General features: G+C 55.9%; 16 protein-coding genes. 12 read left to right on the forward strand and 4 right to left on the reverse strand.

Annotated elements, in window-relative coordinates:
- The first annotated feature begins 66 nt into the window (after positions 1-66).
- Positions 67-1,656: an IS1182 family transposase gene (locus ACLQ3M_RS03530; RefSeq protein ID WP_411676331.1), complete on the forward strand. Its 1,590-nt coding sequence runs from the start codon at positions 67-69 to the stop codon at positions 1,654-1,656.
- 181 nt (positions 1,657-1,837) lie between these two features.
- On the opposite strand, the gene ACLQ3M_RS03535 is transcribed toward ACLQ3M_RS03530, so the two are convergent.
- Complete coding sequence (locus ACLQ3M_RS03535; RefSeq protein ID WP_411676332.1) at positions 1,838-2,584, reverse strand: peptidoglycan DD-metalloendopeptidase family protein; 747 nt, start codon at positions 2,582-2,584, stop codon at positions 1,838-1,840.
- 389 nt (positions 2,585-2,973) lie between these two features.
- Between ACLQ3M_RS03535 and ACLQ3M_RS03540 the strand changes: the two genes are divergently transcribed.
- The 3 genes from ACLQ3M_RS03540 (at position 2,974) to lexA (ending at position 4,295) form a co-directional block, all read left to right on the forward strand.
- Positions 2,974-3,315 (forward strand): cupin domain-containing protein, encoded by a 342-nt coding sequence (locus tag ACLQ3M_RS03540; protein WP_411676333.1) that lies wholly within the window; start codon positions 2,974-2,976, stop codon positions 3,313-3,315.
- Positions 3,316-3,370: 55 nt separating this feature from the next.
- Entirely contained in the window at positions 3,371-3,559 is a 189-nt protein-coding gene (locus ACLQ3M_RS03545) for a ferredoxin (protein WP_066646463.1), read from the forward strand.
- A gap of 148 nt (positions 3,560-3,707) precedes the next feature.
- The gene (gene lexA, locus ACLQ3M_RS03550) at positions 3,708-4,295 is read left to right on the forward strand and encodes a transcriptional repressor LexA (protein ID WP_411676334.1); all 588 of its coding nucleotides are present in this window, start codon (positions 3,708-3,710) and stop codon (positions 4,293-4,295) included.
- A 3-nt stretch (positions 4,296-4,298) separates the two neighbouring features.
- Here the strand turns inward: lexA and ACLQ3M_RS03555 are convergent, their stop codons facing one another.
- From ACLQ3M_RS03555 to pap, 3 genes are read right to left on the reverse strand one after another with little or no spacing between them, the layout of a single operon-like run.
- Positions 4,299-4,877, reverse strand: coding sequence for a cyclase family protein (locus ACLQ3M_RS03555; protein ID WP_411676335.1), 579 nt, complete (start codon positions 4,875-4,877; stop codon positions 4,299-4,301).
- A gap of 14 nt (positions 4,878-4,891) precedes the next feature.
- Positions 4,892-5,584 (reverse strand): 5'-methylthioadenosine/adenosylhomocysteine nucleosidase, encoded by a 693-nt coding sequence (locus tag ACLQ3M_RS03560; RefSeq protein WP_411676336.1) that lies wholly within the window; start codon positions 5,582-5,584, stop codon positions 4,892-4,894.
- A 52-nt stretch (positions 5,585-5,636) separates the two neighbouring features.
- On the reverse strand, positions 5,637-7,151 hold the full coding sequence (gene pap / locus ACLQ3M_RS03565; RefSeq protein WP_411676337.1) for a polyphosphate:AMP phosphotransferase: 1,515 nt from the start codon (positions 7,149-7,151) through the stop codon (positions 5,637-5,639).
- 151 nt (positions 7,152-7,302) lie between these two features.
- On the opposite strand from pap, the gene ruvC reads away from it, so the two are divergent.
- Genes ruvC through ACLQ3M_RS03605 form a run of 8 tightly spaced genes read left to right on the forward strand, consistent with a single transcriptional unit; the run spans position 7,303 to position 13,779 of the window.
- Positions 7,303-7,833: a crossover junction endodeoxyribonuclease RuvC gene (gene ruvC / locus ACLQ3M_RS03570; protein ID WP_411676338.1), complete on the forward strand. Its 531-nt coding sequence runs from the start codon at positions 7,303-7,305 to the stop codon at positions 7,831-7,833.
- A gap of 10 nt (positions 7,834-7,843) precedes the next feature.
- Positions 7,844-8,455 (forward strand): Holliday junction branch migration protein RuvA, encoded by a 612-nt coding sequence (ruvA, locus tag ACLQ3M_RS03575; protein ID WP_411676339.1) that lies wholly within the window; start codon positions 7,844-7,846, stop codon positions 8,453-8,455.
- Between the two features lie 27 nt (positions 8,456-8,482).
- The gene (gene ruvB / locus ACLQ3M_RS03580) at positions 8,483-9,556 is read left to right on the forward strand and encodes a Holliday junction branch migration DNA helicase RuvB (protein ID WP_411676340.1); all 1,074 of its coding nucleotides are present in this window, start codon (positions 8,483-8,485) and stop codon (positions 9,554-9,556) included.
- Between the two features lie 11 nt (positions 9,557-9,567).
- A complete protein-coding gene (locus tag ACLQ3M_RS03585) occupies positions 9,568-10,191 on the forward strand; it encodes an HD domain-containing protein (RefSeq protein WP_411676341.1) in 624 nt (207 codons plus the stop codon).
- 20 nt (positions 10,192-10,211) lie between these two features.
- Complete coding sequence (gene glmM / locus ACLQ3M_RS03590; protein ID WP_411676342.1) at positions 10,212-11,561, forward strand: phosphoglucosamine mutase; 1,350 nt, start codon at positions 10,212-10,214, stop codon at positions 11,559-11,561.
- Between the two features lie 36 nt (positions 11,562-11,597).
- On the forward strand, positions 11,598-12,461 hold the full coding sequence (locus tag ACLQ3M_RS03595; RefSeq protein ID WP_411676343.1) for a class I SAM-dependent methyltransferase: 864 nt from the start codon (positions 11,598-11,600) through the stop codon (positions 12,459-12,461).
- 20 nt (positions 12,462-12,481) lie between these two features.
- Positions 12,482-12,889 carry a hypothetical protein gene (locus tag ACLQ3M_RS03600; RefSeq protein ID WP_411676344.1) on the forward strand — a complete coding sequence of 136 codons (408 nt, stop codon included), beginning with the start codon at positions 12,482-12,484 and terminating at the stop codon, positions 12,887-12,889.
- Entirely contained in the window at positions 12,889-13,779 is an 891-nt protein-coding gene (locus ACLQ3M_RS03605; RefSeq protein WP_411676345.1) for an energy-coupling factor transporter ATPase, read from the forward strand. The genes ACLQ3M_RS03600 and ACLQ3M_RS03605 overlap by 1 nt, the downstream gene beginning before the upstream one ends.

Genomic DNA, 13,779 nt, shown 5'->3' on the forward strand with positions numbered 1-13,779 from the left:
AAAAAAGCCGGAACAACCATACCAAAAGGTATTGGCTGCTCCGGCTTTTTGCTTTAGAATTTAGTTGTGACACAAAATGAAAAGCTCTTAGAGCATAACAAATTCGAGCGAAAAAATCAACAGTTGACGCTCCCAATGGATATGGAAATAACAATACCGCAGGATGATCCGGTACGGCTTGCCAGCGCGCAGCTTGAGGAACTGGATTACAGGGAACTGTATCGCGCCTATTCTTCACAGGGAAGAAAATCGGCAGCCGAACCCCGGATCATCTTTGAGGTATTGGTGTACGGGTATATGTGCGGTATTTACTCGACCCGCAAACTGGAGGAAGCCTGCCGGAAAAGAGTGGACTTCATGTGGCTGCTCAATGGAGAACCGGTGCCGGACTACAGCACGTTTGCGAGGTTTCGCACCGGACGTACCAAAGAAGCAGTGGAAGATTTGTTTTACCAATTTGTCCGGCGACTGGAACAGATGGGCGAGACGGAGCACGACGAGGTGTTCATCGACGGCACCAAGCTGGAGAGCCGGGCGAACCGCTACACGTTTGTCTGGCGCAAGACGACGGAGAAATATTTGGCCAAAGTGAAGGATGCCGTGCGTGAGGAATTTGAAAGCCGTGGAATTTCCGGCAATGTGACCCTGAAAAAGTTCCGTGAATTGGTAAAATCGGAAAAGGCGGCCTGTGAGAAAAACGGAATTCATTTTGTACATGGAGCCGGTCGCCGCAAGCCGCCCCGGCAGCGGGCGTATGAGAAGATTTTTACATTGCTGGAAAAGTGGGAGGGCTATGAGAAGAAGCTGTTTTTAATGGGAAACAGTCGTAACAGTTATGCCAAAACAGATCCGGATGCCACCTTTATGCATATGAAGGAGGACCATATGCGCAACGGGCAGCTCAAACCCGGCTACAATGTGCAGATTGCCGTGAACAGCGAGTACATCACAGGCGCCGCGGCTTTTTCGAACCGGACGGACAGCGGGACGCTGCGACCCTTTTTGCGCAGACTCGAACAGCAGCATGGGGAACGCTACCGGGATATTGTGGCGGACGCGGGCTATGAAAGTCTGGACAACTACCTGTATCTGGAAGGAAACGGGCAGACCAGCTTCATCAAGCCGATTAACTGCGAGGCACAGAAGACCCGGAAGTTTAAACAGCAGATCGGCCGCCGGGAGAATATGCAATATGACGAACAGCAAGACTGCTACTTCTGTGCAGCCGGCAGAAAGCTCGCCTTTCGCCGTGAGAGTACGCAGCTCAATCGGCAAGGGCATTTTCTGACGACAGCATATTACCGATGTGAAAACTGTGCGGATTGCCCGTGCCGTGAGGCGTGCTGCAAGGCAAAAGACGGAAAACCGAAAGAATTGCAGGTTAAAACGGATTTGCTCCGGCTCAGTGAACGATCCCTGCAAAATATCTTGACCGAGCGCGGCATTCGGCTTCGGATCAACCGTTCTATTCAGGTAGAAGGGGCTTTCGGCGTACTGAAAAACGACCGAAAGTTTAAACGTTTTCTCACCCGTGGCCGGACGAACATTTCCACAGAGCTTTACCTGCTGTGCCTTGGATACAACCTGAACAAACTGTGGGCAAAATGCAACGCGGGAAGACTGAAAACACATTTGTTTTGTCTTCAAAAAGAGTAGATTACAGAAAAAACAGAAAATGATCGATTTTTATGCGATGCTTAAAGGCGGAGCTTAGCACTGCCGTGTCTGTTTGACCGTTTATCTCGCAGAATTTTCAACAAAAATATCGAAATCGCTGACTTTTCAACAGAAAAAGGAACTGCCCCAAAACTTTCGTTTTGCAACAGCCCCTTTGCTATTATTTCAGCAGGGTAAGGGGATCGACATATTCTCCGTTCACCTTGGTGACAAAGTGCAGATGGGACTCTTCCTCCTGCTCAATCGGAACCTTGCCGACCGTTCCGATTTCCTGCCCGGATTCAACGGTGTCTCCGGCTTTTACTTTCATCTGGTCCAGACCGCAGTACCAGGCTTCAACGTTGCCGTGCGTGATAATGACCGTGTTTCCGTATTTGTCATCCTGATAGGCTTTGGTAACCGTCCCGTTTGCAATTGCCTTGACAGTTTCACCCTGCTTGGCGCTCAGGTCGATTCCGGTATGCGCGCGCCAGTCAAGAGTGGTTTTGCAGTAGACCGGGTCCGTACTGAATTTTTGAACGACCGTTTTTCCAACGGGATAGGAGTAGTGCGTCACCTCGGCTGCAGCTGTCCGCTCCGGCTTTGAAACAGGCGCTTCCGGTTTTGATTCCGGCTTGGAATCGGGCTTGGATGCAACGGCCTCGGAACTGGACGGGGCCTTGGAAGACAACGCTTCGGTCCGGGAAGAGGATTCCGGTTCCGCGTACACCCCGCTGACCGTATTGTTGGCGGGTGCCGTACTCTGAACGGTTTCGCTCTGCGATTTGTCATCAGGCGCCGCGTAGTTCACCACGCTGTCATAAGTCGTCCAGGCTGCCACTCCAACGGCAATCAGGCAGACCCCAAGCGCAATATAAAAACCTTTTGAAGATCCTTTTCTGCCATTTTTTTGTATGTGTAAATTCATTCTGCCACCTCCGCAAGTATTTTGACCACATAAACGGTTCGCTATACGGAAAAGGCGGGCAGAGGCAATATTTTTTTTGAGGATTATTTTTGAAAGGAAAGGGACCCGGTCGTTTCCGACCGGGTCCGATTTCATTAGCTTGAGGGGTATATTGAGGAGGGTAGAACATGAATCAAAGAGCGGTGCGGCTCCAACTCCCTGATTACGCTTTTATTATATCGTCCATGCACAAAAAAGTTGTGAATGAGTTATGAATACCTTATGAATTTTTTCCAAAAGAACTCACCGAAGCTGTCTGCGGCCAGCGCGGCGCGGCGGTTTCGTATTTGGATTGGAACGCATTGATTTCGGCGAGTTGGGGATAATGGTGTTGTAACGGAGGAAGAAACATGAACAGCCACTATTTAAAGAATATAGATTTTGAAAAAGAACTGGATTTGACCAAACTTGTTGAGTATCAGGACGGTCAGGTTGTCAGCCGGACCCTTGCGCAGAATCAGGCGGTGAGTATTACGCTGTTCGCGTTTGACCGGAATGAAGAGATCAGCTCACACAGCTCCGGCGGGGATGCAATGGTCATGATTCTGGAGGGGACGGCGTTGATTACGATCGGAGAGAAGAAAATACATCTTGATTCGGGGAAAACCATCGTAATGCCCGCGGGGATTCCGCATGCCGTTGCTTCGGAGAGCCGTTTTAAGATGCTTCTTGTCGTCGTATTCCCTCGGTAGATTTTAAAGTCAGGTTTTATATCACAAAAAATTAAATTAAAAAGAGGAGTTTGTTATGAAAGCCAGTCTGGACAGAAGCGGTTGTATCTCCTGCGGGCTTTGCCCGCAGACCTGCCCTGAAGTTTTCCGTATGGGGGACGACGGAGTAGCCGAGGTTTATCAGGAAGACGTTCCGAAAGATGCACAGGAGAAAGCGGTCGAGGCGCAGGAAGGCTGTCCCGTATCAGTCATCACCGTGGAATAAATGCTCAGAGGGCAGCCGAAACCGGCTGCCCTCTGATTTTTGCTGCTTTTTGGGAAGGGCTTTTCACCCGGATTTATTGCAAACATTTGTTTTCATTTGCCGGCTGTTATGGTATAATATTGCTATCAATCAGGGAAGGTGATTCGGGATGCTGACAAAAAGCCAACAAAAAGTTTACGATTACTTAAAAGGCAGAATGGAAAACGGACTGCCGCCGACCGTTCGGGAAATCTGCCGCGCCACAGGGCTGAAATCCACTTCCAGTGTTCACGCGCATTTAAGGGCGCTGGAGGAAAAGGGGCTGATCACGCGCGACCGCGGCCTGAACCGCGCCATTCATTTGGCCGGGGAGCAGACCACGATTCAGGTTCCGATTCTGGGGCAGGTGGCGGCGGGCAACCCGATTCTTGCAGTGGAGGAAATCGAGGGATATCTTCCGTTTTCGCCCGCGAGGCGTGTGGGAGACGAGGAATACTTCGCGCTGAACGTCAAGGGGGAAAGCATGAAGAACGCCGGAATTTTAAACGGCGACATCGTTGTCGCGCAGAAAACCGGCTCGGCGCTCGACGGGGAAATCGTCGTTGCGCTGATCGGGGACGAAGCGACGGTCAAACGCCTGTTCCGCGAAAAGGACCGCGTCCGGCTGCAGCCGGAAAACCCGGCGTTTGAACCGATCTATTCCCGGGACGCGCTGATTCTGGGCAAGGTCGTCGCGGTTTACCGGTTTTACCGGTAAACCTCAGTCTCGGATCAGAACGGCGCGCACGGGGGAAGCCTCCGCCCCGGACATCAGAAGCGGGAACGCGATGAGCCGGTAGCCGCCCGGTTCCGCAAGGGAAAGATTCAGCCCTTCCAGAATCGGGATGCCGGCGCCCAGCAGCTCTTTGTGGGGGGCTTCTTCGTCGTTCGGCGCGCCGATGCTCTGTGCGTCCGTTCCGACCAGAACAATGCCGGACTGCGCGAGCGCGAACGCCGCGCTTTGCGTTAAATATGCCTCTCCGCCGCCTTTCAGCAGCAGTCTGCCGCCCTGCGGCGGCGCGAGACGGTCGATGTCCGCGCCGGTCAGAATTCCCTCGGCGGCAATGACCGTGCAGGGACCGATGAAGAGGGAAAGATCCATTTGATCAACGGAATCTCCGTCCGGGATGAAATGAAGCGGCGCGTCCAGATGGGTTGCGCTGTGGCAGCAGGCGTAAAATCCGGAAAGGTTGCAGGCGTCCCCAAGGTCCATGCGGCGGACGATATCCCGGCGCGGCACCGGGTCGCCCGGATAGGGCTGCGAGGAAAACAGCTCTCTGGTAACGTCGATCAATTCCATTTTGCAGTTCCCCCTTAAATTCGGGGAAGAAGGTTTTTGATCAGCTCGGTCAGCTCGCGCGCGGAGCGGCCGGCGAATTCCGTGAAATCGACCGCGGCCTGTTCGTTCGCGTTATCCGAAATCGCCCTGATGACCAAAAATTCGGTTCCGTTCAGGTAACAGACCTGCGCGATGCTTCCGCCCTCCATTTCACAGGCGGAGGCGCCAAATTCATCCGCGATGCGGCCGAGCCGTTCGGAATCGCCGATGAACTGATCGCCCGTGGCGATAACTCCCGTATGTATTTTTTCCGGTTGATACACGGATTTCGAGGCGGCGACAGCCTGGTCCGCCAGACGGCGGGAAGCGGGGATATGAATGATATTCGGCCCGCTTAAAAATCCTTTTTCATCTCCGAGAGCGCTCGTATCCATATCGTGCTGAACCAGTGAACTGGAAATGACAATGTCGCCGATTTTTACCCCCGCGCCGGTTCCGCCAGCTACCCCGACGTTCAGCAGCGCCGCCGGACGGTAACGCAGAATCATGGTTTGAGCACAGACCGCGGCGGCGACCTTTCCAATCCCGCAGCGGGAGACCACGCATTCAATTCCCTCAATGGTCCCCCTGTGGTAAATGATTCCGCTGACGGTTTCCGAAACCCGTTCCGGCATCAGGCCAATCAGATCCTGTACCTCAACGTCCATTGCGCCGATGATTCCAATCATTTCGAAACACCTCCTGATACTTCCTTGATCATACGTTTTTTTCGCAGGAAAATCAATCCTCTTTTTTTCCGTGGGGATGCTTTTCTCCGCATTTGTCAAGAATCGCGTCGGTAATCAGTTCAAGAGTTTGAATCCGCCCGAATTTTTTGTCCTGCGATTCGATGATATGCCACGGCGCGTACCGGGTGGAAGTGTATTTCAGCATGTCGTTCACACAGGCTTCATATTGATCCCATTTGCTTCGGTTGCGCCAGTCCTCGTCGGTGATTTTCCAGCTCTTTTCCGGATTGTTCTGCCGGGCCTGAAAGCGGCGGAGTTGCTCTTCCTTGTCAATCTGCAGCCAGAATTTCAGAATTACGGCGCCCCAGTCCGCAAGCTCCCGCTCAAATTCGTTGATTTCGCGGTAGGCGCGGCGCCACTCTGCTTCCGTGCAGAAGCCTTCCACGCGCTCCACCAGAACACGGCCGTACCATGTTCGGTCAAAGATGGCGATATGCCCGTCGCGGGGCAGGTTTTTCCAGAAACGCCACAGGTACTGGCGGGCTTTTTCGTCCGGGGTCGGCGAGGCGATTGGGACTACCTGATAGCCGCGCGGGTCCAGCGCTTTGGCGACGCGGCGGATGGTGCCGCCCTTGCCGGCGGCGTCCCAGCCCTCGAACGCGAGAATGACGGGAATCTTTTTCAGGTACAGCTCGCTGTGCAGCTCCCGCAGCTGCTTCTGTTCCTTTTCCAGCCTTTTCTGGTACTCGTCCCGGTCCAGGGTCCGGTTAAGCGGAACTTCGGACAGCTTCGGCATCGGCAGAAACGGGTAGGCTCCGGGCTGAACGGGCTCCTGTGCCGGCAGCAGGTCCTGACGCTCCTGATTCAAAGCTTCCGTGACCCGTGCGATGACCGCTTGAAACACATCCAGCGCGGCGGCCCTCCGGTCGGTTCCGGAAAGCAGGTGCCACGGCGCCGCCGTAGTGTTTGTGTAGCCGATTGCTTCCTCAAACGATTCGCAGTATTTTTCATACTGCCGATTCCGTTTCCAGTCCTGCTCCGTCACGCGCCACTGAGTATTGCGGTCTTTCGCCAGCTTTTCAAAGCGCTCTTTCTGCTCTTTTTTGCTGATGTGAACGAAGAATTTTATGATGAGGTAGCCCGCGTCGGTCAGCTCGCGCTCAAACGTATTGATGCTGTTCAGGCGGCGGGTCAGTTCCTTGGCGCTCACGTCTTCTTCCAGCCGCGCGGTGGTAACGTCCAGGTACCAGCTGCGGTCCAAAATGGAAAAATCTCCGGCTTTTGGTACGAAATTCCAGTACCGCCACAGCACGGGCTTGCGCCGTTCCAATTCCGTCGGACGCGTGACGGAGTGAACCTTGCACCAGCGCGGATCAAGGCTGAGGATCAGGTCGGAAATCAGTTCGCCTTTTCCGGAAGCTCCCCATCCTTCAAAGAGAATGATGACGGGCAGTTTCTGTTTCAGCACCTGCTGCTGAAGAACGGAGAGCTGTTCCCGCAGCTTTTTGGAAGCGGATTTGAATTCTTCTTTCGTAATACTTTTTTTCAAGTCGATTTTTTCCAGCATGGCGCGCACCGTCCTTTTTCATCTATTATACGCGCAAAAGGACGTTTTTAAAAGGAAAGAAGTACATCGGGCTCAAATTCGCCCGCGGTATTCCCTAGGCACCGCATTTGTGATATAATAAAACGAATATTTTCCGGGAAGGAGCGGCGCGATGATTATTCTGGGAATCGACCCCGGCTACGCGATTGTGGGCTACGGCCTGATTCGGTCGCAGGGCGGAAAATTTATTCCGCTGGAGCACGGCTCCATTGAAACCCGTGCCGGCGAAGATTTCTGTCTGAGGCTGGAAGCAATTTATAACGGCCTGCGCGCCGTGATGGCAAAATGGAAGCCGGACGCCGTATCAATAGAAAAGCTATATTTTCAGAACAATCAGAAAACGGCGATCGGCGTTGCGGAAGCGAGGGGAGTAATCCTGCTCGCGGCACAGCAGTCCGGTGCGTGCGTCTTTGAATATACCCCGCTTCAGGTCAAACTGGCGGTCACCGGGTACGGGCAGGCGAAAAAACCGCAGGTGATGGAAATGACCCGTCGCCTTCTGTGCCTGAAAGAGGTGCCGAAACCGGACGATACCGCGGACGCGCTCGCAATGGCGGTCTGCCACGGTCAGGCGGCCGGGTCGGCGATGAAACGGGCGATGCTTTCGGAAAGGCTCCGGCTTCGGAGCGGGAACCGAGGATAACGGAGGAACCATGATTTACAGTGTGAAAGGAACCCTGTGCCATACGGAGCCGGGACTCGCCGTCATTGAATGCGGAGGCGTGGGGTTTAAATGCTTTACTTCGATGAATACACAGCGGACTCTGCCGCAGATCGGCGAACAGGCGAAGCTGTTCACCGTGCTGAATGTGCGGGAGGACGCGCTTGACCTGTTTGGCTTTTCAACCCAGACGGAGCTGAGCTGTTTTAAAATGCTGACCGGTGTCTCCGGCGTGGGGCCGAAGGTCGGCCTCGCCATTCTGTCGCAGCTGACGCCGGAGCAGGTCGCGGCGGCTGTTGCCACAGGCGACAGCAAAACGCTGACCCGCGCGAGCGGCGTCGGGCCGAAGCTGGCGCAGCGCATCTGCCTGGAGCTCAGGGACCGTGTTCGCGACCTCGGGTCGCCCGCAAGCACGGCGGCGCCGGCAGCGGGCGTTGTATCGGCTTCCTCCCATGCCTCTGCGGCGGTGGAGGCGCTTTCCGTGCTAGGGTACTCGCCGTCGGACGCGGCCGGTCTGGTCGCGCAGTTCGACAGCGCCCTGCCGGTGGAGGAGCTGATCCGGCTTTCGCTGCGCACGATCGACACCGGAAAGCAGGGCGGCTGACGGGGAGGCCGATGGAGGGACTGAAGAATGGAACAGACGGATTACGAGCAGAATAACGGAAACGAATACGATTTTGAAAACCGGGTCGTCGCACCGGACTACGAGCCGGAGGACGCGGAGGTCGAAAATCCCCTGCGCCCAAGGACGCTGGGGGAATATATCGGGCAGGAAAAGGTAAAGGAAAATCTCTCTGTGTTTATTGAAGCCGCGAAACAGAGAAAGGAGAGCCTTGACCATGTTCTCCTTTACGGTCCGCCCGGCCTTGGAAAAACGACGCTGGCCGGAATTGTGGCGAATGAACTCGGAGTCAATCTGCGAATTACGTCCGGCCCCGCGATAGAAAAACCGGGGGATCTCGCCGCGATCCTGACGAACCTGAATCCGGGGGACGTTCTGTTCATCGACGAAGTCCACCGGCTCTCCCGCAGCGTGGAGGAGATTCTTTATCCGGCGATGGAGGATTTCGCGCTGGATATTATTACGGGAAAGGGACAGATGGCGGCGTCCTATCATCTTCCGCTGCCGAAATTCACGCTGGTCGGCGCGACGACCCGCGCCGGGCAGCTCAGCGCCCCGCTGCGCGACCGGTTCGGCGTTGTTCTTCGGCTGGAGCTTTACACGGCGCAGGAGCTTGCGCGGATTGTCACCCGGAGCGCCAGAATTCTGGAAATCCCGATCGAGGCGGACGGCGCTTTGGAAATTGCCTCGCGGTCACGCGGGACACCCCGCATCGCGAACCGGCTGTTAAAGCGGGTGCGCGATTTCGCTCAGGTGATTACGGGGGGAACCATTACGCGGGAATCCGCCCGGATCGGGCTGGACCGGCTGGAAATCGATTCAATCGGCCTGGATGCGAACGACCGGCGAATGCTCCGGGCGCTGATCCAGTTTTACAAGGGCGGCCCGGTGGGGCTGGAAACCCTCGCGGCGGCCATCGGGGAAGAAGCCGTCACGATTGAAGATATCTATGAACCGTACCTGATGCAGATCGGCTTTTTGAACCGCACGCCGCGCGGACGCTGCGCGACCGCCGCGGCCTACGAGCATTTGGGACTTGAATTTTCCGGAAACGGTGATTCCGGTCAGCAGAAGTTGTTTTAGGAGGTATCCTTATGGAAAGAGGTATTCCGGACAGGGACACGGCGGAGCGGATGCTTACAGAAGCGGAGCGGCTTAATCCCGGCCCCTGGGTGCGGCATTCCCGCAACGTCGCGCTCGCGGCGAAAAACATCGCGGTATGCTGCCCCAGTATGGATGCGGAATCAGCCTTTGTAATGGGGTTGCTGCACGACATCGGCCGACGCGAAGGCCCGCACGGGATGCGGCATGTTCTGGACGGCTACCGCTACCTGGCTTCACTCGGCTATGAAAAGGCCGCTCAAATCTGTCTGACGCATTCCTTTCCCAATGGCGATCTCGACGAAGGGCAGGGCAAATGGGACGTTTCCAAAGAGGAATACGCCTTTCTCAAGGAGTATCTCGCCAGTGCGCGATATGATGATTATGACAGGCTGATTCAGCTTTGCGACGCGCTGGGGGACGCCTCCGGATTTTGTCTGATTGAAAAACGGCTGGTGGATGTCGCCGTACGGAACGGTGTGGGGCCCAAAACCATGAGGAAATGGAAAGAATATTTTAAGATGAAAGATCTGTTTGAAGCCCGTATACATAAAGTGATTTATGAGGTGCTTCCGGGCGTTTTGGAAAATACGTTTGGCATGTCCCAAAATAATTAGGTAGGAGTGTAGTGGTACTTATGGGAAGATTATTTGGAACGGATGGCGTGCGCGGGGTCGCGAACAGCGAACTGACCTGCGAGCTTGCCATGAACATCGGAAGAGCCGCCGCCACGGTGCTGACGGACAGCTCCCACCGCCACCCGAAAATATTGATCGGGAAGGACACGCGCCTGTCGTCCGATATGCTGGAGGCGGCCATCACGGCGGGCCTGTGCAGCGTGGGCGCAAACGTTGTGCACCTGGGCGTTGTTCCAACCCCGGCGGTGGCGTTTCTGGTCGGAAAATACAAGGCGGACGCCGGCGTAATGCTGACGGCCTCCCATAACCCGTGCGAATTCAACGGAATCAAAATTTTCAGCGGCGACGGCTACAAGCTGCCCGATGCGCTGGAGGAACAGATCGAGGCGATCGTGCTGGACCACGCGCAGGAACCGGCGTGCCCGGTCGGCGGCGCGGTGGGCAGTGTGTCGGAAGCCCCGAATACCGTGCGCGACTATGTGGACCATATCAAAAGCACCGTTCCGTTCGCGCTGACCGGTATGAAAATTGCCGTCGACTGCGCAAACGGTTCCGCCAGCCGCACGGCGGAGCTGCTGTTTTCCGAGCTTGGGGCCGAATGCCACATGCTTTCGGATCATCCGAACGGGATTAACGTCAACGACGCGTGCGGCTCTACGCATATGGAAAATTTGATGCGCTTTGTCGGTGAAAACCACATGGACGCGGGCGTTGCGTTCGACGGGGACGCGGACCGCTGCCTTGCCGTGGATGAAAACGGGCGTCTGGTGGACGGGGATTTCCTCATGGCGATCTGCGCGGCCGATTTAAAGTCGCGTGGAAAGCTCGAAAAGGACACCGTTGTCGGAACCATTATGACGAACATGGGCTTTAATCGGTTCTGCGAGGATGACGGCATCAAGTTTGAATCGACAAAGGTCGGCGACCGCTATGTGCTGGAAGAAATGCTGCTGGAGGGCTACAATTTCGGCGGCGAACAGAGCGGGCATATCATCTTTCACGATTTTGCAACCACGGGAGACGGCCAGCTGACGGCGGCACAGCTTCTCAGCATTCTGAAACGAAGGGAAGCGAAGCTTTCCAGCCTTGCGACACTGATGACGCGGTATCCTCAGGTGCTGGTCAACGTGGATGTGAAACCGGACGGAAAGCTGCGTTTCTATACCGATCCGCAGGTTAAGAAAGCGGTCGAGAGCGCGAAAAAGCAATTGGGAACTCGGGGCCGCGTCGTGGTTCGCCCGTCCGGCACGGAGCCGCTGCTGCGCGTGATGGTCGAAGGGGAAGACGAAACGGAAATCGCGCAGGTCGCGAATGCCGTCGCGGACGTTCTCCGCGACCGGCTCGCGTAACGAAATCGGAATCGCAAGGAAGGCAAGGAAAGCGGATTGAGAGTTTCAAACTGGAAGGACTACGAACTGATCGACACATCCGCCGGGGAACGGCTGGAGCGTTGGGGAAAAGTGATTCTGATCCGGCCCGACCCGCAGATTCTGTGGGATACGCCGAAAAAGAATCCTTTGTGGGAAAAGGCCGACGCCCGTTACCGGCGGTCCTCCACCGGCGGCGGCAGCTGGCAGGAGCTGGGCAGAGTTCCGCCCGTCTGGAGCGTGCGGTACGGGGACCTGAAGTTTCGCTTAAAAACGATGGGCTTTAAGCACACCGGGATTTTTCCGGAACAGGCGGTTAACTGGGACCTTGCCATGGGGCTGATTCAAAAAGCGAACCGCTCTGTGCGGGTGCTGAACCTGTTCGGCTACACGGGCGCGGCGACACTGGCCTGCCTGAAGGCCGGCGCGGAGGTCTGCCATGTCGACGCTTCGAAAGGCATGGTTGCCTGGGCCAGAGAGAACGCGGCCGAATCCGGCCTTTCAAACCGGCCCGTGAGGTGGCTCGTGGACGACTGCCGGAAATTTGTCCTCCGGGAGCAGCGGCGGGGAAACAAGTACGACTGCATTATTATGGACCCGCCTTCCTACGGCCGCGGGCCGGGCGGGGAGGTCTGGAAGCTGGAAGAACAGATTTACACGCTCATCAGCGAATGCGTTCCTCTGCTTTCCCGGGATCCGCTGTTCTTTCTGGTTAATTCCTATACGGCGGGGCTGTCCCCGGCGGTGATGGAATATCTGCTTGGAGTCCTGGTTGCAAAGCGATTCGGAGGAAAACTCTCCTCCGGCGAAATCGGTCTTCCCGTCACGCAGAGCGGGCTGGTTCTGCCATGCGGCGGAACAGCGGTCTGGCAGGCGGAATAAAGCGAAGAAGGGTGACTCAAGTGAAAAAAAAGAAAGGGAAAAGCGGAGCCGGCGCAGTTTTGGTCCTGCTGGCCGCAGCGGTTAAGCTGGTTCAGGATTCGGGGAATTCCAACTTATCGGTCGGTCTGGTTTCCCTGCTTGTAATCGCCGTAATCGCTTATGGAGCCTATTGGCTGTTTAAAAGATTTGGAAATAGGTCGGGTGACAAACTCGCCGGGTCCGCGGGGCGGTTCCCGGAACAGAGAAGCCTTTCCGGTTCTTCCCGTCTCCGGCGGGTTGCGGAATCAGAAAGGGTCCGGCCCGCGGCTTCCTTTCCGCCGGATGGTGCCGCGCGCAGCGCGGAGCAGTGGAAAAGTCTGTACGACGGAGGGCTGATTACGAAAGAGGAATACAGGGAAAAACTGGGCCGGATTTCCGGGCGCGGGTGATGATGGGATCATTAAAGGACGGAACAGGATACATGAAGGATTACATGAATGCGGAAAACGTTACGTTTTCCTATGAGGCTCAGGAAGAAGAAGAAACGGTCGAAGTCCTTCACGGCGTGTCACTTGGAATCCGGAAGGGCGAGTTTGTCGCCTTGCTGGGGCACAACGGCTCCGGAAAGTCCACCATGGCGAAGCAGTTCAACGCCATGCTGCTGCCAAGCGGAGGAAAAGTCTACGTGGACGGTCTCGACACGCTCGATGAAGACCTGAAGATAGAAATCCGCCGGCGTGTCGGGCTGGTTCTGCAGAATCCGGACAACCAGCTTGTTGCCAGCATCGTGGAGGAAGACGTGGCTTTCGGCCCGGAAAACCTGGGCGTTGCGCCGCCGGAAATCCGCGAGCGGGTGGACGAAGCGCTCAAAGCGGTCGAAATGTACGATTACCGGCTGCACGCGCCGTACAAGCTTTCCGGCGGGCAGAAGCAACGCATCGCCATCGCGGGGATTATCGCCATGCAGCCGGACTGTATCGTGCTGGACGAGCCGACCGCCATGCTGGACCCGCGCGGCCGGGACGAGGTGTTGGAAACAATTCACAGGCTGAACCGGGAAAAGGGAATTACCATCGTGCTGATTACCCACTATATGGATGAAGCGGTGGGCGCGGACCGCGTGATTGTGATGGACGACGGCAGAATTCTGACGCAGGGAACCCCGAGGGAGGTTTTTTCCCAGGTGGAACTGCTCAAAGCGCATCAGCTTGACGTTCCCCAGTCCACGGAGCTGATTTACCGCCTGAAGGCCGCGGGAATTCCGCTGCCGGACGGCGTGTTAAACATTGAGGAATGCGTCGCGGCCCTGGAACCTCAGATGAACCGGACAGAGAGATAG

The organism is Caproicibacter sp. (assembly GCF_046707225.1).
GTDB lineage: Bacteria > Bacillota > Clostridia > Oscillospirales > Acutalibacteraceae > Caproicibacter.

What these genes read in the sequence shown, in the direction of transcription:
- ACLQ3M_RS03535 (WP_411676332.1), bottom strand. Translation starts at nt 2,584, where the DNA reads ATGAATTTACACATACAAAAAAATGGCAGAAAAGGATCTTCAAAAGGT.
- ACLQ3M_RS03540 (WP_411676333.1), top strand. Translation starts at nt 2,974, where the DNA reads ATGAACAGCCACTATTTAAAGAATATAGATTTTGAAAAAGAACTGGAT.
- ACLQ3M_RS03545 (WP_066646463.1), top strand. Translation starts at nt 3,371, where the DNA reads ATGAAAGCCAGTCTGGACAGAAGCGGTTGTATCTCCTGCGGGCTTTGC.
- lexA (WP_411676334.1), top strand. Translation starts at nt 3,708, where the DNA reads ATGCTGACAAAAAGCCAACAAAAAGTTTACGATTACTTAAAAGGCAGA.
- ACLQ3M_RS03555 (WP_411676335.1), bottom strand. Translation starts at nt 4,877, where the DNA reads ATGGAATTGATCGACGTTACCAGAGAGCTGTTTTCCTCGCAGCCCTAT.
- ACLQ3M_RS03560 (WP_411676336.1), bottom strand. Translation starts at nt 5,584, where the DNA reads ATGATTGGAATCATCGGCGCAATGGACGTTGAGGTACAGGATCTGATT.
- pap (WP_411676337.1), bottom strand. Translation starts at nt 7,151, where the DNA reads ATGCTGGAAAAAATCGACTTGAAAAAAAGTATTACGAAAGAAGAATTC.
- ruvC (WP_411676338.1), top strand. Translation starts at nt 7,303, where the DNA reads ATGATTATTCTGGGAATCGACCCCGGCTACGCGATTGTGGGCTACGGC.
- ruvA (WP_411676339.1), top strand. Translation starts at nt 7,844, where the DNA reads ATGATTTACAGTGTGAAAGGAACCCTGTGCCATACGGAGCCGGGACTC.
- ruvB (WP_411676340.1), top strand. Translation starts at nt 8,483, where the DNA reads ATGGAACAGACGGATTACGAGCAGAATAACGGAAACGAATACGATTTT.
- ACLQ3M_RS03585 (WP_411676341.1), top strand. Translation starts at nt 9,568, where the DNA reads ATGGAAAGAGGTATTCCGGACAGGGACACGGCGGAGCGGATGCTTACA.
- glmM (WP_411676342.1), top strand. Translation starts at nt 10,212, where the DNA reads ATGGGAAGATTATTTGGAACGGATGGCGTGCGCGGGGTCGCGAACAGC.
- ACLQ3M_RS03605 (WP_411676345.1), top strand. Translation starts at nt 12,889, where the DNA reads ATGATGGGATCATTAAAGGACGGAACAGGATACATGAAGGATTACATG.